This window comes from Zwartia lucis (assembly GCF_965234455.1).
Classification (GTDB): Bacteria; Pseudomonadota; Gammaproteobacteria; order Burkholderiales; family Burkholderiaceae_B; genus Zwartia; species Zwartia lucis.
In genome coordinates this window covers 529275-549878 of sequence record NZ_OZ248474.1, presented here as the reverse complement: position 1 = coordinate 549878, position 20604 = coordinate 529275, and the positions used below count along the sequence as shown (strand labels likewise).

Sequence of the window (20604 nt, the reverse complement as noted above, 5' to 3'; positions counted from 1 at the left end):
GTCTGACGATGGCACACGTTGAGCATGATGGCGCCAGCATTTACTGGGAGTCACTTGGTACTGGAACCCCACTCATGATGGTCGCCGGGCTCGGCGGTGTAGCCACCTACTGGACGCCACAAGCTAAGTCCTTCAGCCACGATTACCGATTGATTCTGCACGATCAACGCGGCACAGGACGTTCAAGCCAAATACCAGTGAGGTCTATCGAACAAATGGCTGATGACGCTGTCGCCGTCATGGATGCCGCTGGTATCGAGCGTACCCTTTATCTCGGTCACTCGACGGGTGGAGCGATTGGGGTCGCCCTGGCGCTCAAATATCCTGAGCGGATCGCAGGTCTCATCATCAATGCCAGTACGACGCATGGCGATGCGTATCGGCACAAATTATTAGGCTTACGAAAAACATTATTAGACATGGGTCGCCTCGATGCCTATGCGAGCTACACAACTTTGCTACTTTATCCGCATTGGTACATCAATCAGCATCATGAGGCTCTCGTGGCCGACGAAGCGCGTGCTGTGCAATCTATGGGATGCGCCGAAGCGCAAGCAAGTCGACTTGATGCGATTTTAAATTTCGATCCGCGCGAAGAGCTTAAACACCTTTGCGTGCCGACCCTCGTCATGTGCGCGAGGGATGACATTTTGACCCCGCTTTATTTTTCTGAAGAATACGCGGCACTCATCCCGAATGCACAATGCGTGATTCTCGAGACAGGCGGTCACGCCGCCTCGAGAACGGTCACCGCTCAGTACGATCAAATCGTCAGAGACTTCTTCTCCTCGCTAGCGAAGCCCTAAATACGGGCCTCTTCTTGTGCTTATCTTCGCACTACATTAACGCATTTGCACTTCAACATGCGTCCAAATCATGCACGCGTCTTTTCGATGTGCGTCATTTACTCTGCACAATCTCGTCGTTGAGAACAGCTATTCAGGCTGGCACGCATATTGCTTGATCGTTGATTCGAACAGCACATTCACATGACGAGGGCACTATGAATTACTCACGTACGCTCAGCGCTTTGGGTTTTACAGCAGCACTCATTTCGGTATCGGCCTTCTCCCAAACGGTATTCGCTCAAACAGCTCCCGTGACGGCAGAACCTACGACTGCTGCGGCGCCGGGGCCCTTTACCGGTAACCTCACACTGACCAATGACTACCGCTTCCGTGGTATTTCTCAATCAAACTTTCGCCCAGCGATTCAGGGCGGCTTCGATTATGCGCACTCCAGTGGTTTTTATCTCGGCAACTGGAACTCGTCCATCAGCTGGATTTCAGACTCCGCGTCAATGGCTGGCAATAGCGCCTCCGCGCCAATCGAAATGAATTTCTATGGTGGCTATAAATATGAATGGTCCAAAGGATTTACGGCTGATGTAGGGATCTTGCAGTACTACTATCCCACCACAAACCTATCGGCTTTTGCTATAAATCCTAATACGACAGAAATTTATGCTGCACAAAATTTCACTTTTGATGCTGTCACGGGATATTTAAAATTTTCCTGGGCTGCCTCAACACTTTTTGGCACTGCGAATAGCACGGGCTCAAACTATACAGACCTCACCGTAAACTATGACACGGGCTTCTGGGGTCTGGCGCTCAACGCACACGTTGGCTATCAATACGTAGCGGGCAAGACCGTCGCAGGCAACATTTCTAATAGCAGCTTGTTTTCCTATACAGATTGGAAACTAGGTGTCACTAAAGATTTCGGCAGTGGCTTCTCGGGTTCGATGGCGTATGTAGGGACCAATGCAAAAGATGGCTCTTATGTGAATCCTCAACTTCAAAACCTTGGTAAGGGTGGCTTCCTGATTTCGCTCACTAAAACTTTTTAACGATCCCCAGGCCATCACCAGAATGATCCATATTTAAATCTGTGCGCCGCGCATCCCAGACCGGCGCACAGCTTCGGCAAGCAAGCCGTTTTGTTTAATGTTGGCGCAAAACCGCGCGACGACAGGCAAGCCTTGCGCACGACTTTTGGGTATGCCTATCGCGATACTTTCTCGACCCCAAGCGCCCTCCAAGATGCGAGCACCGTCGAGCTGGTCAGCAAGCTCGCAAAGGATGGCTTTATTTGTGGCAAAGGCGTCAATGTCACAGGAGGAAAGTAGCGTGATGACCTCTTTTAGACTATTTGTGGATACGACTTGTGCATTCAGTAAAAGCTTAGGAAGCGTCGCCTCAGAGGTGCTACCCGCTGAAACACCCACTTTGAGACCGGGTCTATCAATCTGCGCGATCGTCTGAACCTGACAATGGGCACCCACCAGATAGGTTTGATCGGTAAACAGGATTGAGTCTGCAAAGGCAAGATACTCTGCGCGCACAGGCGTTGCGTTCACAAAGACAAAATCTAATTGTTCAAGTTTCGCTTGGGCAAGAATATCGCCATTTGTGGGGAAAATAGCAGGTTCAAACTCTACATTGAGGTATTGTGCAAAAGCGCGACCGAGCTCAAAGCCTAAACCCTTGTTTTCTTCGGGAGAATCGCCAACAATCAGTGAGCCTGGGCTGCCAGGGTACAAACCCACTCTCAAGCGCCCTGTTGGCGCGAGAAGTCGTGTCATGGGATCGGTCATATTGTGCGCTCCGATAGGGAATTGATCTAAAAACAAGACTTAAAGACTAGCAGTTAATTGCATATAATTTCGTGGTGTTTTCACAAAGGAGATAAAAATGGGTAAGACAATTCAGCTTAAAGCATCCGACGGTCACGAGTTCGACGCTTATGTCGCAGAGCCTGCCGGCAAGCCCCGCGGCCTCGTCGTGATTGCTCCGGAGATCTTCGGTATCAACAAGCATATCCAAGCCGTTGCAGACGGCTACGCCGCTGATGGCTACCTCAGCATCGCGCCCGCTTTATTTGACCGCATTCAGCGCAAGTACGACACGGGCTATTCCCAGCCTGAAATTATGGCTGGTGTTGAAGTCATGAAGAAAATGAGCTTTGACCATGCCATGCTTGATGTGGCTGCGGTACTCAAGTTTGGTCAGTCAGCCGGCAAAGCAGCCATCGTTGGCTACTGCTGGGGTGGCGTTGTCGCTTGGCTCGCTGCAAGTCGCGTCCCGGGCTTGAGTTGTTCCGCTCCTTATTATGGTGGCGGGATTCCAAACTTTCTGACTGAAAAGCCCCTGTGTCCGGTCATGTTCCATTTTGGTGAAACAGACCAATCTATTCCCATGGAAAAGGCCAAAGCCGTGGTTGCCGCGTATCCCAACGAGCAGGCGTTTTTCTATCCTGCCGATCACGGATTTAATTGCGACCATCGCGGCTCCTACAATGCCGAGTCGGCCAAACTCGCTCGCGAAAGAACGCTCGGCATGATTCGGAAATACGTCGGCTAAGCCTACTAAACTGAGTGTGCAAAGGGGTGGATTGATCAACTCAATCCACCCCTTTTTTACGAACGAAAGCTAGTTTTTACCTGAAGCCAACCCAGGCAAATCTGAGACGTTGGCGACCTTTTCAAGAGACATCAGCGCATCAAATAAACTCAGAGCGGAAAACTCGGCATTGCCCACACGCGCGCAATCCTCGAACTTACTCCACAAGTGCTCCCGACTTAAGGGTAGGTCCGGGCCACCTCGCACCGCAACGACCTCGCGACTTTTGATCACTTGTCCGTTTTTGAGCTTGACCGTGACCTGATCAAAGGGCGAGTAACCCGGCAAATTTGGGTGCTCAGTTTCGTCTGCTTGAACCGACACCTTTTTTATCAGGTCCTGTACATCCTTTCTCAACACAAACTCATCGACCAACTCTGTCAGTCCGGCACGCTCAGCCACGACACACGAAGCCATCGCGAACTCCATACTGAACTTGGCCTCGAGGCCTGTCTGAGGGTGATGGTTGCGCAAGACTTTGGTGTTGCGCAAACTGGTGCGCGCGCTAATGCTTTCTATCTCCTCTGGCTTGAATTTTTTCTCAGCGACCAGATCAAGCATGCCATCGAGCGCGCGATGCGTACAAAAGCAGAGCGGATATTTTTTAACTGAAAGTTTACTAACAGTCAGTTTCCAATTTTTTCCGGCCTCCACCGGCGAGGACACATCGAATCGTGTACCAGGCGATACCGCGGAAAGAAAACCCTGCGGATGCTCAAGCGCATCAAGCGAGGAGGTAAAGCCGGCCTTTGCAAGCCGAGCAGCCAATACGCCCGACTGTGCGGAGCGTCCGGCGTGAAAAGGTTTGGTCATCGTGCCAAAATTCGCCATGATGCCAGCGCTTTGTGACGCACCGAGCGAAATCGCCATGGCGCATTGCTCAGCATTCAGTTTATGCAAAGAGGCGCAGGCGGCCGCTGCGCCAATAGAGCCCAAGATGCCCGTGGGATGCCAACCTTTGGTATGGTAATGCTCAGGATCGCGACGCGCCAGTTCGGCCCAGACTTCGTAACCCACCGCATAGGCGACGATCATATCTTTGCCTGAGGAGCCGAGCTCTTGGGCCTCCGCCAATATCGCTGGCACTAACACTGTACTTGGGTGACCTTTGATCGCGACATCGTCAAAATCAAGCGCGTGGGCTGCGACACCATTAATCCAGGCCGCATCCGTCGCACTCGCCGTGCGTGCGCCAAACACGAGCGTCGCAGGTCCAGGCGGCGGGGCAAGGACCTGCGTCAAGATTTGTGTAGGAGGTTCGTCACGTCCCGCGAGCATCACACCCACACAGTCAGCAAAACCCGTATGAATCACGTCAAGTGCCGCAGCGGGAATCTGTTCGAACTTAAGTTCTGCGGCAAAGGCGCCCAGATCACGAGTGATATTTGTCATGTGAGGCTCCTTTAAGCGCCGGTGGCCATTGACTCTTTTACCTTTAGGCGCAGGCGATCCAGCGAACCCCCTTTCATGACGGAGCCAGGCAAGGGATGGCCCACGACCTGCTCGGCTAGCAGCGCGGACTCGATCAACTTTTCAAGGTTAATGCCCGTCTCGATCCCCATTTCTTGGCACATGAACACCAAGTCTTCTGTGCATACGTTACCCGAAGCGCCAGAATGAGAGGCAAATGGACATCCGCCAAGCCCAGCGACTGCTGCATCAAATATACCGACTCCCATTTCCATGCCTGCGTAGGCGTTGGCGATCCCCATCCCTCGCGTGTCATGCAGGTGCAGAGACAACTGAAGATCAGGATATTTATTACGCACGGCACCGACGACTTTGCGAATGGACCCTGGCGTCGCCCAGGCCATCGTATCCGCCAAGGACAGCACTTCAAGTTTGAAGTCATGCTCCGCAGACAAATCATAAAAGGTCTGAATCATGTCCAAAATGCGAGATACCGGGATATCGCCTTCGAAATTACAACCAAAAACCGCCATGATGCTGGCCCGATTGATCGTAACGTTGTAATGCTTGAACATCCCAATCATCGAGCGCACGGCCTCGACGTTTTGCTCGAGTGTTCGCTTTTGGTTGCGCAAGAGAAATTTCTCTGACGCCGTCAAGGAAAGCGAACCGCGGATGTCCAATTTTTCCGTTGCGATGGCTCGCTCGAGACCTTTGTCATTGAGCCACAAGGCGGTGTAGCGCACACCGGGCTTACGGGTGAAGCCCTCGACGATCTCCGGTGCGTCAGCCATCTGCGGCACAGCTTTAGGACTCACGAAGGACGTGACTTGAATCTGTTCGAGTCCTGTCTCGGACAAGCTATCGATCAACTCGATCTTACGTGACGTTGGAATCGGTCCTTTCTCGATTTGCATGCCCTCACGAGGACCTTCTTCGAGAATACGTACGCGCTTAGGTAAGTCTGACATGTCTGCTCCTGTGTTTTTAAACTGCTCCTCTGATCTCATTCCAGAAAAGCATTCGCTGAAACGAGAGTAATACCGGCGCGAATCCTATGTCAATGTCACCTGATCCAAATGCATACAAGTCCACTTAATGGAATCAGATTCCTTCCCTCCAATAGACCGCCAGAGAAATATAATCATGCATACTCCTGTAAAACAACTCTCTTTCCTGGATACACAAATGACTGAAAAAACTGCTCAGCCTATCAATTGGAACGCCGAAGCGGATCTGGTCGTCGTTGGCTTTGGTGGAGCAGGCGCCGCAACCTCGATCACTGCTGCCGAGGCGGGCTCTTCAGTGATCTTATTGGATAAGGCACCCGAGGGGCAGGAAGGCGGCAATACGCGTGTAGCGTCACAGGGTTACCTGAATACATCCACGCCAGAAGGCGCAGCGACATATTTAAAAGCGCTCTGCGGACCCTACGAGGTGCCAGACGATATGGTTGAAGTATGGTCACAGGAAATGTGTCTAAATAATGAGTGGCTCACCTCAATTGGTGGAGACCCTCAAGAACACCAACACGGTTCGCATGGCACAGGCATCGAGTTTCCTGAGTTACCCGGGTCAGACTGCGTCCATAAATTTCACCACGGAGATATTCTGGGTTATTCAAAAACGTGGGAAATGCTTGCGGACGCCGTCAAGTCGCGTCCCATCGAGGTGCGTTACGAAAGCCCGGCACAAAAGCTGATACAAGACCCACTGACGCAAGAAGTATTAGGCGTCACGGCCCTTCACAAAGGCAAAACTCTCAATATAAAAGCTAAAAAAGGCGTGGTACTAACCTGCGGCGGCTTTGAGAACAATCAGGAGATGATCCGCAACTACCTGACCGGTGTGCCATATTGCTATACCTCGGGCAGTCCCTTTAACGAAGGAGATGGCATTCGCATGGCCATGGAGATCGGCGCGGACCTCTGGCATATGAACAACTACGCAGGACCTTCAATGGCCCTCAAAGTCTCCGAGTACCCCACAACATTTTCAATGGTTGCCCTGCATTTTTCTCACGAACCCAAGGGTGGCATGGTTGTTGTAGGTCCAGATGGAAAGCGCTTCACGGACGAGAAATATAAAACACGCCACGGTAAAGTCGAACAAAACGGCAAATGGTACGCCATGCGTACGCCCTGTCCAATGTATATGATTTTCGATCAAGCAATGTTCGAAGATCGTCCCATCTATGATGGCAAGCCGACACATGGTTGGACGCAAATTATGAGCGGTTATACATGGAGCGCAGACAATCAAGCCGAACTTGCAAAAGGCTGGATCAAAACCGCACCCACCTTGGCAGAGCTCAGCAAAAAACTCAATCTGCCTGCGGGAAATCTCGAAGGCACCGTCAAACGCTGGAACGAACTTTGTGCCAAAGGAAAGGACGAAGACTTTGATCGCGAAAAAATGCTTCAACCATTTGGCACGGGACCGTTTTATGCGGTTGAGCTCTCACCATCGATGCTCAACACACAAGGCGGACCACGTCGTAACGCACGTGCGCAAATCGTACGGCCAGACGGCACACCGATTCCTCGCCTTTACAGCGCGGGCGAAATGGGTTCAATTTTCAGTTATTTGTATCAAGGCACTGGCAACATCGGTGAATGCTTTGCCTTCGGTCGTATCGCTGCTCGCAATGCTGTCGCGGACAAGCCTTGGTCTTAATTTATTCCGCATGACAGATCACTCGTGTACGAACACTGGTGATAGACGACAACTTTGAAGCGATATAAATAACTTATTTAGATATATTCTTCAAACTTTCTAAGGTACTCATGAGCGGAATAGGCTTGATGTTTTCTGACCCTTCATACGGATTAATATACAAGACAGCAATACTCACGGTAATCCATATGCTCAAGCAATAAAGGGTTAAGGCGGTAATTCCTGTCTTTACGCTGTGCCGATGAACTGCAGCCACGCCTATGGCGGATATCAGACCCAAAAATATAGTCAAGATCCATTTTCCATTGGCGCTATCCAAATAACCTAAGGATAGTCTTTGCTCGCGGGCAGCCCGTAATTCACTTAGCGCGCTAATAAATGCGCTACTCATTGCTGAATCTATACAACTGAGACTCTTGCCGGATGCTTGATTACAGGCAGCAACACCCTGCCAGATACTGAGTTCCATACCATCGATCGATGCTTGTGCTTTTGGACTAGGAGATTTATTTGATGAAGCAGCCCATTCCTTGTTAAGTACGTCTTCTAAATATGTCTGCACGGAGAGCTTGATTTTATTTTGTAGCTCTGGGGTGCCAACAGGAATATTTAAAATACGGAGGATTGCTGCAGACTCTTTAATGAGCGCTGTTTTTGCATAAGAATAGTTCTGCCATGCATCTGAGGACATAAAGCCCATTAGAAATGCAAACATAATTGCTGGCAAAGCCAAAAATGGTGTTACGAGCGGGACTTCAATGAGGTGATTGAATAATGAGGTCTTGTAGACCAGATAATAAGAGAGCAAGCCCAAGCCAAGGCTGCATGAAAAAGTGATGATCAGAGGAACTAATTCCCCAATAAAAGGCCCGAAAGGCATATGGCTCGTCTCCTTAAAAACACTTCAATTACACATCCAATACTAATGGCTCGTAGGCTGTAACTAATGCCTACTAATAATAGCAGTAGTGTCCGTTAATTTTCATAGGAATTTCGCTCGCAATCGACGCGAGGCTTGATGCGTCCATATATTGAAAATTTGGCGCGTTTGAGTCGATGAACGAAAAACGTTTAGGTTCAGCTCCCTCTTTGTGCTAGGATAAATTTGCTCACAATAAAAAAACATGAGACAACGCGCGCCTCCGAAGGCGCGCAACATAGGGGGACACCACATGAAGACCGTTCATACAGCTTGCGTATCGTTACTCGCGGGTATCTTGATGTCGTTCAGTACATTTTCTACAACAGCGCTTGCGCAAGCGCAAAACTTCCCTAATAAACCTATCAAGATCGTCGTACCCTTTGTGCCGGGCGGCGGCTCCGATAGCGTCGCGCGCGTGATCGCAAAAGGGATGACCGAGCAATTAGGGCAACCCGTCATCGTTGAAAACAGAGGTGGCGCCAACACCATCATCGGCACCGAATATGTTGCCAAGTCAGCACCCGATGGCTATACCTTGTTGGTCTGCACAACCGCCTTTGCGACCAATCCAAGCATGTATAAACTTCCCTTCGATACGATCAAAGACTTTGATCCCGTCACGATGTATATGGGCGCGGCGCTTGTGCTGGTCGTCAACCCTAATATTCCAGCGAATAATCTGCGCGAGTTGATTGCATTGGCTAAAGCACAACCAGGAAAGCTGACCTTCGCATCGTATGGTGCGGGCGGTCCAGGACAATTAGCCGGCGAACTCTTCAAACAAATGGCCGGCGTCGATATGCTGCACATTCCTTATAAAGGAAGTGCTCCATCCATTGCGGATGTCGTCTCAGGAACCGCGTCGATGTCCTTTGCCGTCATGCAACCCTCGCTGCCTTTGATTAAATCTGGAAAACTTCGGGCTCTAGGTGTCGTGATGTCCGAACGTGTCTCTCAATTGCCTGACGTCCCGACGATCGGCGAAACACTCCCCGGGTATTTGATCACGGGCTTTAATGGACTGTGCGCACCCGTCGGAACGCCGTCCGCTATTTTGTCCAGACTCAACGACGCCATCACTCACGTCGTCACGACGCCTGCAATTCACGATCAGCTAGTCAATGCCGGAAATCCTATGCTCAAGCGTCCATTGCCACCCAAAGAGTTTAAAGCGTTCGTCGAAGTTGATATTGAGAGATGGAGAAAAATCGTGACCGATGGAAAAGTAACGCTTCAATAATTCGTCCTGATCCGTTCAAGTCACGGATCTATTTTTTGAATACATAAAAAGAGGTTCAGCATGTCTGCTCTTTCTGAGTCATTAAAAAAATATATCGGTATGCAATCTGCAACCGAAGTCGCGTGCGATACCGTTGAACGCGGCGCAGTGCGGCGCTATGCGCAAGCGATTATGTACGAGGATCCTATTTTCGATCAGCCTTGCGAAAACAATAGCCGCTTTGGTGGACCTGTTGCGCCGCCACTCTTTCCCACACACATGTTTCGGCGCGCCTTCGGCAAACTGGATCCAATTCAAGACAATGCTAAAAATCCCGATTTTGATGGCATTGTCGCAACCACAAGCTCAGAGGGATTACCTACGCTCGAACCCTTAGCGGGATATGCCCTTTTGAATGGCGGCTCTGAAATCGAGTTCTTCCGCTACGCACGCCATGGAGAGACCATCAAACTCACGTCTCGCTATGCTGACATCACTGAAAAAGAAACAAGTAAAGGACCGATTGTTTTGGTCGTAATCGAGTCAGAGTATCGAAATAGTGAGGGTGAGCTCCTCATCCGCACACGACGCACGCAGATCAGGAGAAAATGACATGACACTAGGTAAAACACCCTACTTTGAGGATGTCGTCATTGGCGCCGAAATCCCTGGTCTTGAAAAAGGCCCCCTGACGACTGCGCATCTGATGCGCTGGTCGGCCGCAATGGAAAACTGGCACAAGATTCATTATGACAAACCGTTTGCAATGGAGCATGACAAGTTGCCCGGCTTGTTGATCAATGGCTCATTGAAGCAACAGTTTGTACTGCAACTACTTGCTGACTGGGCAGGTCCCGAAGGTTGGGCGTGGAAAGCGGGCTTTCAGTTTCGGGCGATGAACCTTGTAGAGGAAACCGTGCGTACTTGGGGCCGCGTCACAGGCAAACGCGAGGGACCTGACTTTGGTCTCATCGATATCGAGTTGGGGATTACCAACGATGCCGGCAAGGAATCCACACCTGGCACAGCGATCGTCGCGCTCCCCTACAAAAACGGTAAAGCGCTGCCCTATCCATTTGTTCCACCAAAACTCTAAACGCTTTAACTACTCTCAACCTAAAGGAAGAGCGCGAATGGGGCACATTTATCCAGACGGCGCCTTGATTGGGTTGAGAGTGCTTGACCTCAGTCACGGTATTGCCGGCCCTTTTGCAGCCCGGCTGCTAGGTGATCATGGCGCGGACGTCATCAAGATCGAGCGTCCTATGACCGGCGACTTCGCGCGCGCGCTACCGCCACTCAAACACGATGCGCCAGCTCCTGAGCAAAGCCTGTTATTTCAGTATCTCAACTGGAACAAACGCAGTCTCGCGCTGGATTTGCGACTTGCAGAGAACAAACCTCTCATTCAAAAGCTGGTCGAACAAAGCGATATTGTCATCGAAAGTTTTCGACCGGGTCGTCTTGAACAATGGGGGCTCGGGGTGGATCAACTCCTCGCCTGGAACCCAAAAGTTGTCGTGACGTCTGTGACGAATTTCGGACAAACAGGACCTTATGCCCAGTACGCCGCAAGCGATCTCACCCTTCAGGCCTTAAGCGGCATCATGCAGATCAGCGGTCAAGTAGACAGAGAGCCGCTCAAGCATGGTTTGTCTCAATCGTTTTACTGCGCCGGCCTAACGGCCGCCTACGCATCCATCATGGCCTATACCGCCGCGCAAGCCGACCAGTTCGGTGAACACGTCGATGTATCAATCCACGAATGCTTGGCTTCGGAGCTTGTGCTCAATGAATCCTATTACGCATTTCTTGGAGCAGTGCAAGGTCGTCGCGCGGTCGTGCAAGATCCTTTTGCGGGAGAGCCTATCCCCACTCGAAAAGGCTACCTTGCTTTTCAAACAGGCGGCGGAGCGCCTTTCGAAACGTTCGCGGAACTCTTTGATCGACCAGAGTTTTGTGAAAAACGTTTCTCCAGCCCTCCTGAGCGCGAAAAATGCGTGCCGGAAGTCAAGGCACTCCTCGAGGAGTGCGTGGCTAATCGAGAAGCCAAAGAAGTTTTTCTCGCAGGCGCGCAAAAACGTTTACTGCTTGGTGTCGTTCAGAGTGCAGAAGACTTATTGAGCTGTGAACATCTCCAAGAACGACAGGCGTTCACCGCACTAGAACATCCAGCGACCAAGACACACATTCGCTTTCCCGCCGAGCTCGCTAAACTTTCGCTCACCCCAACCTCAGTGCGTCGACGTTCACCGATGCTTGACGAGCATCGCGATGAAATCCTCGCGTACATCGGGAGTCGCGCATGACAAAAGCTACCTTACCTTTGAACGGGATGCGCGTATTGGATTTGTCCTATGTCTTCGCTGTGCCGTATATGGCCGGCCTATTGAGCGATCTCGGCGCCGAAGTCATCAAAATAGAAGCACCCCATAAACTCGATCAAACGCGCGGCCGAGCTTTTGGTCCATATTTGGATAATGATCCAGCGCAAGATCCCTGGAATCGTTCCGGCATTTTTTATGTCGTGAATCGCGGCAAACGCTCCCTTGCCATGGACTTGAGTCAACCAGAGGGTCAGGAAATTTTTCGTGAACTTGTCGCCAAGAGCGATATTGTTCTTGAAAACTTCACACCCCGCGTGATGCGCAAATGGGGTTTGAACTACGACGAGCTAAAAAAAATCAAACCCTCTCTCATTATGTTGTCTAACACCGGCTATGGCTCTACAGGACCTTGGTCGTCCTTCCCCAGCCAAGGTACAACCCTGGAAGCGACAATGGGGATTACCTTTTACACGGGTTATCGGGGGGATAAGCCCTGGAAAGTGGGACAGTCGTATCCTGACTTTATTGCATGCTGGGCCGGGCTCAATGGTCTATGGGCGGCTATCGCACACATGCGAAAAACGGGTCAAGGACAATGGGTTGACGTTGGCATGTACCAACTCGGCGTCGCACTGATGCCCGAGCCTCTACTGCAAAAGCAGTTAGATGGAACCGAGCCTGTCAGAATGGGGAACGAGCATGCCGAACATGTCCCAAGCAATCTTTACCAGACGAAAGGGATAGATCAATGGCTTGCGCTTAGCATCCAAACTGATGACCAGTGGGCGACACTGACGGCCTTGATGCAGCAACCTGAACTGGCGCGCGATCCGCGCTTTTGTACCGCTGCCGCGCGACAGGACAACAGAAGCGCGGTCAACGCACTCGTTGCAGCTTGGTGCCTGACACACACCCCGCAAGCGCTATTCGAGCAATTGCAGGCTCAGGGCATTGCTGCGGCACCTGTCTTAAACAGTAGAGATTTACTGCGCGATCCTCATCTCAAGCATCGCAACTTTTACGAAACTGTCATGCATCCGGAACCTATCGGTGAACGCCCGATTATTGGGCGACCCTACAAGCTGCGCTTTCGCGACGCTCATATTAAAAAACCCGGGCCTCGTTTTGGGGAGGATAATGACAGCATCCTCAGAGAGATTCTCGGGAAAACCCCTGAACAAATTTCCGCGCTTAAAGACTCTAATGTGGTATCGGACTTTCCAACCAATCCAGGTCTATCAGGGACGATGGATACCGAATCGATGCTAAAACTTAAAACACTCACTGCCGTCGATCAAGATTACCGTACGAAGTAAGGAGCACACTGTGCAAGTCATCACTCGAAGTATGGGATACCTCGGTGCGGGAATCGTTGGCGTTTTATTGTCAGCGGGTTATCTGCATATGACTCTCGAACTTCCAATGGGCGAAATGGATCAGCCCGGCGCAGGTGTGTTTCCAGTGCTGGTCGCGGGCATCCTTCTCGTTGCGAGCGTTTCTGCTTTATGGGAAGGTTGGCAACGCAGGAAGAACAGCACCGCTCTCGAGCTACCTGAGGGCTCAGACCGTATTCGATTGCTCAAGATGATCGGCCTACTACTCATTTATTTTCTCGCTATTCCATGGGCGGGTTTTTCGTTGAGTAGCATTCTCTTTTGTATATTACTGATACGACTTCTCTCAACGCTGCCATGGAAAAAATGTGGGCTTTATGCGTTTTTAATGACTGCCGCCTTACACCTAATTTTCATCACGTCCATTAAAGTACCCATGCCAGCAGGCGTACTCGTCGACTTTTTCAGGAGCTGAGATGGAAGCGATCGAAGGTCTCCTCTACGGACTCGGCGTTGCATTGACGCTAAACAACTTATTAGCCGCACTCGTTGGCGCACTCGCAGGCACGTTGATCGGCGTTTTACCAGGTCTGGGTCCAACAGCGGGGATCGCGATGATCCTGCCTTTAACTTATGCGCTGGATCCAACCAGTGGCTTGATCATGATGGCGGGTATGTATTACGGAGCGATGTATGGCGGTTCGACGACGGCTATTCTCATCAACATGCCCGGTGAGTCCGCCTCTGTCATTACCTGCATTGATGGCTATAAACTGACTAAAAAAGGTCGCGCTGGTGCGGTGCTCACCATTGTCGCGATCGGCTCATTTGTAGGAGGTGGTCTTTCAGTTCTTGGCGTCATGCTGTTCGCACCCGCCTTGGCTAATTTCGGTTTACTTTTTGGTCCGGCCGAGTTCTTTGCATTGACGGCTGGAGGCCTGCTTTTATTTTCACGTATTTCTGGCGGCACCTTAGCTGCTGGCATTTTCCCGATGGCGGTTGGACTCATGCTGAGCACCGTGGGTCAGGAAATCGTGACTGGCGCGGATCGCTTCACCTTTGGTATTCGAGACCTCACGCTTGGCGTTGAGCTTGTCGCCCTTGTCGTCGGTCTGTACGGCGTGACTGAAATCATGTCGGTCGTAGAGTCGTTGCAAAAACAAGGCAAACCGATTCCAGTCAAGCTCAAAGAAATGTTTCCCTCGCGAGAGGAGTGGCGACGGTCCTGGGGGCCTTATGGTCGCGGAACGGCGATGGGCTTTGTGCTTGGTCTCTTACCCGGACCCTCAGCGACGATGGCGAGTTTTGCTTCCTATCGACTAGAAAAAGGGGTGTCGAAATACAAAGAACAACTAGGAGAAGGCGCCATCGAAGGCGTCGCGGGCCCTGAGACTGCCAATAACGCTGCCGCTACCTCCTCCATGGTGCCATTGCTTGCGCTTGGTGTCCCGTTTGGCTCTGTCACGGCGCTGATGCTGGCTGCAATGATGGTACATGGCGTACAACCCGGCCCGATGATGATGACCTCGCACCCCGAAATATTTTGGGGTGTGATTGCTTCAATGCTGATTGGTAACGCGATGCTCGTCGTTTTAAATATTCCCTTAATCGGTTTGTGGGTCAGTTTGCTTAGAGTCCCAAACCATGTGTTTCTGCCCATCATCTTGATGGTCGCCACAATTGGTTGCTATAGCGTGCGCAATAGCATGGTGGATGTCTACATGCTCTGGGCGATCGCGATGATTGGGTATGCGTTACGCAAGCTCGAGTTTCAACTCGCCCCCTTAGTCGTTGGCGTTGTACTCGGGCCCTTGATTGAAAAGCACTTGCGCGAAGGTTTATTTATGAGCCTGGGCGATGTCTCTGTTTTTTACACGAGTCCAATCGCCATCGGGATTTGGTCTGTGGTTGTCATCGTCTTGCTGTTCGAACCGCTGCGCTCGCTTTACGGAAAGCTGTTCGGCGTCAAGGTTAAAAAGCTTATCCCGGAGAGTTCGGAGTAGCTTCGACTTTCACCCAGCCTGGATCAAGACCAATCGCGCCCTGCTCGGCCAGGACGTTAATCTGCTCTTGCGTATAACCCATTTCAGTCAATATTTCTGCCGTGTGCTGCCCTAGTCTTGGGGGAGGCAGACGCACTGACCCTGGAGAATCGCTAAACTTTATAGGCAGGCCCGCCATCGACATCATTCCCAGACCCTCTAGCTCGATCTCCTGCACCATGTCACGCGCCAGCACTTGCGGTTGCTCCACAACTTTATCGATCGTATTAACTGGCGAGCACGGCACATCATTTTCTTTTAAACGCTTTTCCCAGTAAACCAAAGGCTGCTTGATAATCTCTGCGCCGATCAATTGAATCAAAAGCGGGCGATTCAATGCGCGCATTTGAGGATCGATGAAACGCGGATCTTCCAACCAGTCGGATTGCTCAAGCGCAGCACAGAGTCCTTTCCACATACGCTGATTGAAAGCAGAAATCACAATCCACTGATCGCTCGCCTGGTAGGCGCGATAGGTTGGACTCGTCAATGCGCCACTTCCACTCGGTCCAGGCACCTCTCCACTCGAGAAATAGCGAGTAAAAAACTGTGCCATCATGGCGATATGCCCCTCGAGCAGCGAGGTATCCACTCTCTGTCCACGTCCTGTCCTATGCCTTGTTTCAAGCGCCATCATCACCCCGATCGCGCCAAACATACCGCCCCCCACATCGGCAACGGACATGCCCATTTTTGCTGGACTACCCTCGGGATCGCCAGTAATGCTCATAGAGCCTGCATAGGCTTGCATAAACAAATCATTTGCCGGCTCTTTACTCAACGGGCCATCGGCGCCAAAGCCACTAATCGCACAATAGATCAAACGCGGATTAATACGCGACAAACTTTCATAGTCCAAACCCAAACGCTCCAACGCCCCAACGCGATAGTTATGCACTAAAACATCAGCGTCTTCGATCAGGGAACGCGCAATTCGCACACCTTCTTCAGTTTTTAGATCCAGCGCCATCCCGCGCTTGTTTCGGTTCGCCGAAGCATAGTAATAACCCATCGCACCGTGAAAATAAGGCGACCAGGCGCGACTGTCATCGCCCACTTCGGTGCGTTCGATTTTGATCACATCGGCGCCGTAGTCTCCGAGCAACATGCCACAAAAAGGACCGGCCATCGCCACACTAATTTCAACAACCTTGATTCCTGCAAGCGGTGCTGTCATATCTTCGTCTCATCCGATGGATAACAATCATTTTTATAATTCGTTTCGATAGCGCCGCATGATTTCTTCGTGGGTCTCAAATACACCTTCAATCGCAGCCTGTTCGTTGATCATGTCAACCATTGTCGGTAATTGACTTCGCTCAATCTGGCTCATGCTATCCCAGAGTTTTGAACGCATGAACGCTTTTGCACAATGCAAATAAGCTTGTTGCACACTGACGCGAATCACGAGTTTTGGCGCGCGCACCTCTGTGGTGCACTGCGCGATATCCGCGGGGGTCACGCTTAATTCAGCTACCCCATTGACACGCAACGTCTCGTCCACTCCCGGGATCAAAAACAGCAAGCCGAGACGCCCCGTGTGAATGATATTTTCCAGCGTATCGAGGCGGTTATTGCCAGGCGAATCCGGGATCAACAAGGTATTGTCATCGATGACCTTGACGAAACCTGGCGCGCCACCGCGAGGGGATGCGTCAAGCACCTTGTCTCCCCCCATGCTCGACAGCACTACAAACGGCGACAGGGTGATGTAATGCTTGCAATGCCTATCCAAAGCGGCCAATTGCTTTTTAACCGCCCGCTCTTTAGGCGTCGCATAGAGCGTTCTGAGTTGTTCGAGCGTTTCTATTTTCATCACACTAATCCAGTGTTGCGACGATTTTTCCAAAATGTTTGTTAGTGCGCATCCGCTCAAAGGCCTGCGCAATATCCGCAAAGGCAAAAGTGCTATCGATTGGAAGCGACAATTTTCCCGATTCAAGATACGCACCCAAGTCGCCTAATGCCAACGAGGTAATGCTTCTGACCTCCTCCACACTGCGTGTACGGAAGGTCACGCCGGTATATTTGATGCGCTTAAGTGCATGCAAATCAAAATCAAACTCAGCAAAACGTCCCGCCATACGTCCAACGTTGACGATGCGACCCAAGATCGCGCAGGCCTCCAAGTTTTGCGTACCGAATGGTCCGGAGAGTTGATCGATGATCAAGTCGACTCCTTTTCCACCACTCGCTTCGATCGCATGCTGGGGCCACTGCGGATCACTATTGTCAATTGCGAAATCAGCGCCAAATTTAGTGAGTTGCGCGCGTCTCTCAGGCGTTGTCGAAGTACCGATCACGGTTTTAGCGCCCATCAGCTTGGCGATTTGCATAGCCATCAGTCCCACGCCAGAGGAAGCGCCTTGCACTAGAACCGTCTCACCTTTTTTTAATTCGCCTACCGTCACGATCGCATTGTGCATCGTTTTAATCGCGATCGGTAGCGTCACGGCTTGGGCAAAAGACATCGCAGCATTCGGTATATCGATGACTCGGCCCCAATCAGCCACGGCATATTCCGCATAGCCTGCCGATCCGGAACACATGACACGATCGCCTGGCTTGAATCCTCGTACACGCGCCCCCACTTCGACGACCTCTCCAGCCCATTCGATGCCAGGGATCGCACCCACTCCACCGACATTGCCGTGCGCGCCGCCTGCCAGAACCCCCAAGTCAGCACGATTCAGGCCACAGGCCCGTACCTTGACCAACACTTGGTCAGGGCCTGCTGTGGGTTTGGAAACTTCAGAGATTTCAAAACCGCTCTTTGTCACGACAACTGCTTTCATAATATGTTTTCCTATTCGGTAAGATGTGTGAACACATCAACATTTATTTCAAAATTTCTCAATCGCATTTGGCACTCATACCACCATCGACAATCAACTCTGTGCCTGTGATGAAACGCGCTTCATCCGAAGCCAGAAAAAGTACGGCATTCGCGGTATCACGCCCATCACCCATAAAAGGCATTGGAATACGTGCCTGTCTAATTTTAAGTAAACGCTCCGAGTCGCCCGCGCTTTGAGCTCCCGCAAGGGTCGCCTCGACAAGCGGCGTATGTAATTGACCTGGTAAGACTGTGTTGATACGAATGCCTTTTTTTGCGTACTCAACACCAACGACACGTCCAAACTGAATGACGCCGGCTTTGGCTGCGGCGTAACCAACTTGTGGCGCACCCGTAAAGCGAATGCCTGACGTCGAAGAAATATTGACGATGGCACCTGCTCCTTTCGCCTCCATAAGGGGCATGACGTACTTACACATCAGAAAAACTGTTTTCAAATTGATGTCGATCTGCTGGTCCCAATTTTCTTCGGAAAGCTCGATCGGACCACCACGCGAAGGACCGCCTACATTATTCACCAAAATGTCGACCGTACCATATTGTGCGATACAAGCTTCGACAAGCTTTTGAATCGCGGCACTATCCGTGACATCGCAAGCGTATGGCGTGACCTCACCACCGGTCTGCGCAATCAGCGCAAGGGTCTCATCCATTGCCGTAAGCTCTTTATCGACCGCAAAGACTCGCGCACCCTCTTGCGCAAAACGTACTGCGATCGCGCGGCCATTCCCCCAACCTGGCCCGACACAACCGGCGCCCGTCACGATCGCAACCTTACCTGCCAATCTTCCTGATTGATTTACCATCTCGAGTCTCTTGTAGTTATCGGGTTGCGGAGATAATGCCGCCGTCTACAACGATGGTCTGCCCGGTGATATAGCGTGCTTCATCACTCGCCAAAAACACCACGGCGTGCGCCACATCCCAAGACTCTCCCATATAACCCGCGGGTACTTGTTTGTGACGGTGGGCGACAAAGCCCTCGAAATCGCCTTTTGCGTATTTATCAGCTAAGCGTTTCACGAGTGGCGTAAACATCAATCCTGGTGCCACGCTATTGAGTCGCACGCCACGATCGGCGTAAATGACACCCGTCGTTTTCATGAGTTGTTCGAGAGCTGCTTTACCTGCTGCGTATCCCACTTGTGGTTTACCAATGTATCGATGCGCGGCCACGGAGGAAATACTGATCACGGAGCCACCACCTTGAGCAGCCATCGAGGGCAACACATATTTGCAAGCCAGAAAAGCACCTTTGACATTCACGTCCATCTGGTCATCCCAGGTTTCTTCACTCATCGACACCGGATCACCCGGCTCGGAGCGCCCGACGTTATTGACCAAGATATCGATACGACCGTATTGCGCAATACACGCATCAACGAGTTTTTTCACATCTTCGGCCTTGGTCGCATCGGCCACCATGACATGCGCCGTGCCGCCTTCTTCAGTGATGATACGTTGCGTTTCTTGCGCGGCCTCTAGACTGAGGTCCGAGCCAAAAACATGCGCACCCTGCCGTGCCAATGCGACAGCAATCGCCTTGCCATTACCCCAACCCTCGCCCAATGTTCCACAGCCCGTCACCAGCGCGATCTTGCCATCTAGTCTGAACATATTGTCCCTTTTGTTTGTTGTTGTATATAGAGTCATATTACCTGTGTGCCTCCTCAGGAGCAAAATCCTTTTTATCGCATACGGCGCAAGCTACTAGGTACACGTCCAACTAGTGAAATTTAGCAACTTAAAGAAAAAGGCCCGAACCTGACGGTTCGAGCCTCGAACGACTTTAACTCAACTTAACTCAGGCTAATTCTCTTAATTAGGTTAGATCGTTCACCAACGATGCCAGGGTATCGTCAGGCAATGTTTCCACATGCATAGGATATTCTTTATGGTCGCAACCTACCATCATCTGTGCGCCAGTTTTTAAAGATTTCTTCATTTCTGGTGTCAGCTCAAACCGCATAAAATGTACCGACGACGTTTTGTCCGCAGTCGTACGTTCCAAATCTTCGTTCGCAATCGCATACACCCGAGGCTGACCTTCGACCTGAACAAACATCTTGTGCTCGACGCCCAGCAACTTGGACAAGGCCAAACGGCGCTCGCTTTCGTTAGGATACTCAAGCATCATCGTCGCTTTGAAGTTCGAACCATCCGGCACGAGTGGGTTGTAGGCCCCCAACTCATCCTGAATGCCCTCGTCATCGAATATTTTCTCGACACGCAACATTTCCTGCACTTGATAACGCATCAACAACTCGTTTTCAAACAGCAAGTTCAAATGCTCGCCTAGACGAACACTTCGCTTGCGACGCTCTTCGATCGCTTGCTTACGCATTTCTGGGCGGGCTTTATGATAAGCCTCTAGGGTCATCAAACTTTCACGTGTAATTTTGCTCATTTCCAT

At 51.1% G+C, this 20604-nt stretch carries 21 protein-coding genes; 11 read left to right on the top strand and 10 right to left on the bottom strand.

What is annotated here, in order from left to right; translation table 11 throughout:
- Positions 1 to 8 precede the first annotated feature (8 nt).
- Positions 9 to 806: an alpha/beta fold hydrolase gene (locus tag AC8GE9_RS13410; RefSeq protein WP_506677639.1), complete on the top strand. Its 798-nt coding sequence runs from the start codon at positions 9 to 11 to the stop codon at positions 804 to 806.
- Positions 807 to 1003: 197 nt separating this feature from the next.
- Positions 1004 to 1852, top strand: coding sequence for a TorF family putative porin (locus AC8GE9_RS13405; RefSeq protein ID WP_506677638.1), 849 nt, complete (start codon positions 1004 to 1006; stop codon positions 1850 to 1852).
- Between the two features lie 33 nt (positions 1853 to 1885).
- Here AC8GE9_RS13405 and AC8GE9_RS13400 read toward each other — a convergent pair whose 3' ends face one another.
- On the bottom strand, positions 1886 to 2599 hold the full coding sequence (locus AC8GE9_RS13400; protein ID WP_506677637.1) for a type 2 periplasmic-binding domain-containing protein: 714 nt from the start codon (positions 2597 to 2599) through the stop codon (positions 1886 to 1888).
- Positions 2600 to 2696: 97 nt separating this feature from the next.
- Between AC8GE9_RS13400 and AC8GE9_RS13395 the strand changes: the two genes are divergently transcribed.
- Positions 2697 to 3365, top strand: coding sequence for a dienelactone hydrolase family protein (locus AC8GE9_RS13395; protein ID WP_506677636.1), 669 nt, complete (start codon positions 2697 to 2699; stop codon positions 3363 to 3365).
- Positions 3366 to 3434: 69 nt separating this feature from the next.
- On the opposite strand, the gene AC8GE9_RS13390 is transcribed toward AC8GE9_RS13395, so the two are convergent.
- Positions 3435 to 4796: an MmgE/PrpD family protein gene (locus AC8GE9_RS13390; protein WP_506677635.1), complete on the bottom strand. Its 1362-nt coding sequence runs from the start codon at positions 4794 to 4796 to the stop codon at positions 3435 to 3437.
- A gap of 11 nt (positions 4797 to 4807) precedes the next feature.
- Entirely contained in the window at positions 4808 to 5785 is a 978-nt protein-coding gene (locus tag AC8GE9_RS13385; protein WP_506677634.1) for a hydroxymethylglutaryl-CoA lyase, read from the bottom strand.
- Positions 5786 to 6002: 217 nt separating this feature from the next.
- On the opposite strand from AC8GE9_RS13385, the gene AC8GE9_RS13380 reads away from it, so the two are divergent.
- Positions 6003 to 7490, top strand: a complete 1488-nt coding sequence (locus AC8GE9_RS13380) for an FAD-dependent oxidoreductase (RefSeq protein WP_506677633.1) — start codon at positions 6003 to 6005, stop codon at positions 7488 to 7490.
- A gap of 73 nt (positions 7491 to 7563) precedes the next feature.
- Here AC8GE9_RS13380 and AC8GE9_RS13375 read toward each other — a convergent pair whose 3' ends face one another.
- On the bottom strand, positions 7564 to 8370 hold the full coding sequence (locus tag AC8GE9_RS13375; RefSeq protein ID WP_506677632.1) for a bestrophin-like domain: 807 nt from the start codon (positions 8368 to 8370) through the stop codon (positions 7564 to 7566).
- 292 nt (positions 8371 to 8662) lie between these two features.
- On the opposite strand from AC8GE9_RS13375, the gene AC8GE9_RS13370 reads away from it, so the two are divergent.
- The 7 genes from AC8GE9_RS13370 to AC8GE9_RS13340 are packed head-to-tail and all read left to right on the top strand — an operon-like array spanning position 8663 to position 15295.
- Positions 8663 to 9652, top strand: coding sequence for a tripartite tricarboxylate transporter substrate binding protein (locus tag AC8GE9_RS13370; RefSeq protein ID WP_506677631.1), 990 nt, complete (start codon positions 8663 to 8665; stop codon positions 9650 to 9652).
- Positions 9653 to 9712: 60 nt separating this feature from the next.
- Positions 9713 to 10243, top strand: coding sequence for an FAS1-like dehydratase domain-containing protein (locus AC8GE9_RS13365; protein WP_506677630.1), 531 nt, complete (start codon positions 9713 to 9715; stop codon positions 10241 to 10243).
- 1 nt (position 10244) lies between these two features.
- Positions 10245 to 10727: a hotdog family protein gene (locus AC8GE9_RS13360; RefSeq protein WP_506677629.1), complete on the top strand. Its 483-nt coding sequence runs from the start codon at positions 10245 to 10247 to the stop codon at positions 10725 to 10727.
- Positions 10728 to 10764: 37 nt separating this feature from the next.
- On the top strand, positions 10765 to 11940 hold the full coding sequence (locus AC8GE9_RS13355) for a CaiB/BaiF CoA transferase family protein (protein ID WP_506677628.1): 1176 nt from the start codon (positions 10765 to 10767) through the stop codon (positions 11938 to 11940).
- Positions 11937 to 13274 (top strand): CaiB/BaiF CoA transferase family protein, encoded by a 1338-nt coding sequence (locus AC8GE9_RS13350; protein WP_506677627.1) that lies wholly within the window; start codon positions 11937 to 11939, stop codon positions 13272 to 13274. The genes AC8GE9_RS13355 and AC8GE9_RS13350 overlap by 4 nt, the downstream gene beginning before the upstream one ends.
- A gap of 10 nt (positions 13275 to 13284) precedes the next feature.
- Positions 13285 to 13767 carry a tripartite tricarboxylate transporter TctB family protein gene (locus AC8GE9_RS13345; RefSeq protein ID WP_506677626.1) on the top strand — a complete coding sequence of 161 codons (483 nt, stop codon included), beginning with the start codon at positions 13285 to 13287 and terminating at the stop codon, positions 13765 to 13767.
- A gap of 1 nt (position 13768) precedes the next feature.
- On the top strand, positions 13769 to 15295 hold the full coding sequence (locus tag AC8GE9_RS13340) for a tripartite tricarboxylate transporter permease (RefSeq protein WP_506677625.1): 1527 nt from the start codon (positions 13769 to 13771) through the stop codon (positions 15293 to 15295).
- Here AC8GE9_RS13340 and AC8GE9_RS13335 read toward each other — a convergent pair.
- The 6 genes from AC8GE9_RS13335 to AC8GE9_RS13310 form a co-directional block, all read right to left on the bottom strand.
- The gene (locus AC8GE9_RS13335) at positions 15273 to 16511 is read right to left on the bottom strand and encodes a CaiB/BaiF CoA transferase family protein (RefSeq protein ID WP_506677624.1); all 1239 of its coding nucleotides are present in this window, start codon (positions 16509 to 16511) and stop codon (positions 15273 to 15275) included. The two genes, AC8GE9_RS13340 and AC8GE9_RS13335, sit on opposite strands and share 23 nt — an antisense overlap.
- A gap of 33 nt (positions 16512 to 16544) precedes the next feature.
- Positions 16545 to 17150 carry an MSMEG_1061 family FMN-dependent PPOX-type flavoprotein gene (locus AC8GE9_RS13330; RefSeq protein ID WP_506677623.1) on the bottom strand — a complete coding sequence of 202 codons (606 nt, stop codon included), beginning with the start codon at positions 17148 to 17150 and terminating at the stop codon, positions 16545 to 16547.
- Positions 17151 to 17154: 4 nt separating this feature from the next.
- Positions 17155 to 18129, bottom strand: coding sequence for a quinone oxidoreductase family protein (locus AC8GE9_RS13325; protein WP_506677622.1), 975 nt, complete (start codon positions 18127 to 18129; stop codon positions 17155 to 17157).
- Between the two features lie 58 nt (positions 18130 to 18187).
- Positions 18188 to 18997, bottom strand: coding sequence for an SDR family NAD(P)-dependent oxidoreductase (locus tag AC8GE9_RS13320; protein ID WP_506677621.1), 810 nt, complete (start codon positions 18995 to 18997; stop codon positions 18188 to 18190).
- A 16-nt stretch (positions 18998 to 19013) separates the two neighbouring features.
- Positions 19014 to 19808 carry an SDR family NAD(P)-dependent oxidoreductase gene (locus tag AC8GE9_RS13315; RefSeq protein WP_506677620.1) on the bottom strand — a complete coding sequence of 265 codons (795 nt, stop codon included), beginning with the start codon at positions 19806 to 19808 and terminating at the stop codon, positions 19014 to 19016.
- Between the two features lie 205 nt (positions 19809 to 20013).
- Positions 20014 to 20598 carry a DUF3501 family protein gene (locus AC8GE9_RS13310; protein ID WP_506677619.1) on the bottom strand — a complete coding sequence of 195 codons (585 nt, stop codon included), beginning with the start codon at positions 20596 to 20598 and terminating at the stop codon, positions 20014 to 20016.
- Positions 20599 to 20604 lie beyond the last annotated feature (6 nt).

What these genes read in the sequence shown, in the direction of transcription:
- AC8GE9_RS13410 (WP_506677639.1), top strand. Translation starts at nt 9, where the DNA reads ATGGCACACGTTGAGCATGATGGCGCCAGCATTTACTGGGAGTCACTT.
- AC8GE9_RS13405 (WP_506677638.1), top strand. Translation starts at nt 1,004, where the DNA reads ATGAATTACTCACGTACGCTCAGCGCTTTGGGTTTTACAGCAGCACTC.
- AC8GE9_RS13400 (WP_506677637.1), bottom strand. Translation starts at nt 2,599, where the DNA reads ATGACCGATCCCATGACACGACTTCTCGCGCCAACAGGGCGCTTGAGA.
- AC8GE9_RS13395 (WP_506677636.1), top strand. Translation starts at nt 2,697, where the DNA reads ATGGGTAAGACAATTCAGCTTAAAGCATCCGACGGTCACGAGTTCGAC.
- AC8GE9_RS13390 (WP_506677635.1), bottom strand. Translation starts at nt 4,796, where the DNA reads ATGACAAATATCACTCGTGATCTGGGCGCCTTTGCCGCAGAACTTAAG.
- AC8GE9_RS13385 (WP_506677634.1), bottom strand. Translation starts at nt 5,785, where the DNA reads ATGTCAGACTTACCTAAGCGCGTACGTATTCTCGAAGAAGGTCCTCGT.
- AC8GE9_RS13380 (WP_506677633.1), top strand. Translation starts at nt 6,003, where the DNA reads ATGACTGAAAAAACTGCTCAGCCTATCAATTGGAACGCCGAAGCGGAT.
- AC8GE9_RS13375 (WP_506677632.1), bottom strand. Translation starts at nt 8,370, where the DNA reads ATGCCTTTCGGGCCTTTTATTGGGGAATTAGTTCCTCTGATCATCACT.
- AC8GE9_RS13370 (WP_506677631.1), top strand. Translation starts at nt 8,663, where the DNA reads ATGAAGACCGTTCATACAGCTTGCGTATCGTTACTCGCGGGTATCTTG.
- AC8GE9_RS13365 (WP_506677630.1), top strand. Translation starts at nt 9,713, where the DNA reads ATGTCTGCTCTTTCTGAGTCATTAAAAAAATATATCGGTATGCAATCT.
- AC8GE9_RS13360 (WP_506677629.1), top strand. Translation starts at nt 10,245, where the DNA reads ATGACACTAGGTAAAACACCCTACTTTGAGGATGTCGTCATTGGCGCC.
- AC8GE9_RS13355 (WP_506677628.1), top strand. Translation starts at nt 10,765, where the DNA reads ATGGGGCACATTTATCCAGACGGCGCCTTGATTGGGTTGAGAGTGCTT.
- AC8GE9_RS13350 (WP_506677627.1), top strand. Translation starts at nt 11,937, where the DNA reads ATGACAAAAGCTACCTTACCTTTGAACGGGATGCGCGTATTGGATTTG.
- AC8GE9_RS13340 (WP_506677625.1), top strand. Translation starts at nt 13,769, where the DNA reads ATGGAAGCGATCGAAGGTCTCCTCTACGGACTCGGCGTTGCATTGACG.
- AC8GE9_RS13335 (WP_506677624.1), bottom strand. Translation starts at nt 16,511, where the DNA reads ATGACAGCACCGCTTGCAGGAATCAAGGTTGTTGAAATTAGTGTGGCG.
- AC8GE9_RS13330 (WP_506677623.1), bottom strand. Translation starts at nt 17,150, where the DNA reads ATGAAAATAGAAACGCTCGAACAACTCAGAACGCTCTATGCGACGCCT.
- AC8GE9_RS13325 (WP_506677622.1), bottom strand. Translation starts at nt 18,129, where the DNA reads ATGAAAGCAGTTGTCGTGACAAAGAGCGGTTTTGAAATCTCTGAAGTT.
- AC8GE9_RS13320 (WP_506677621.1), bottom strand. Translation starts at nt 18,997, where the DNA reads ATGGTAAATCAATCAGGAAGATTGGCAGGTAAGGTTGCGATCGTGACG.
- AC8GE9_RS13315 (WP_506677620.1), bottom strand. Translation starts at nt 19,808, where the DNA reads ATGTTCAGACTAGATGGCAAGATCGCGCTGGTGACGGGCTGTGGAACA.
- AC8GE9_RS13310 (WP_506677619.1), bottom strand. Translation starts at nt 20,598, where the DNA reads ATGAGCAAAATTACACGTGAAAGTTTGATGACCCTAGAGGCTTATCAT.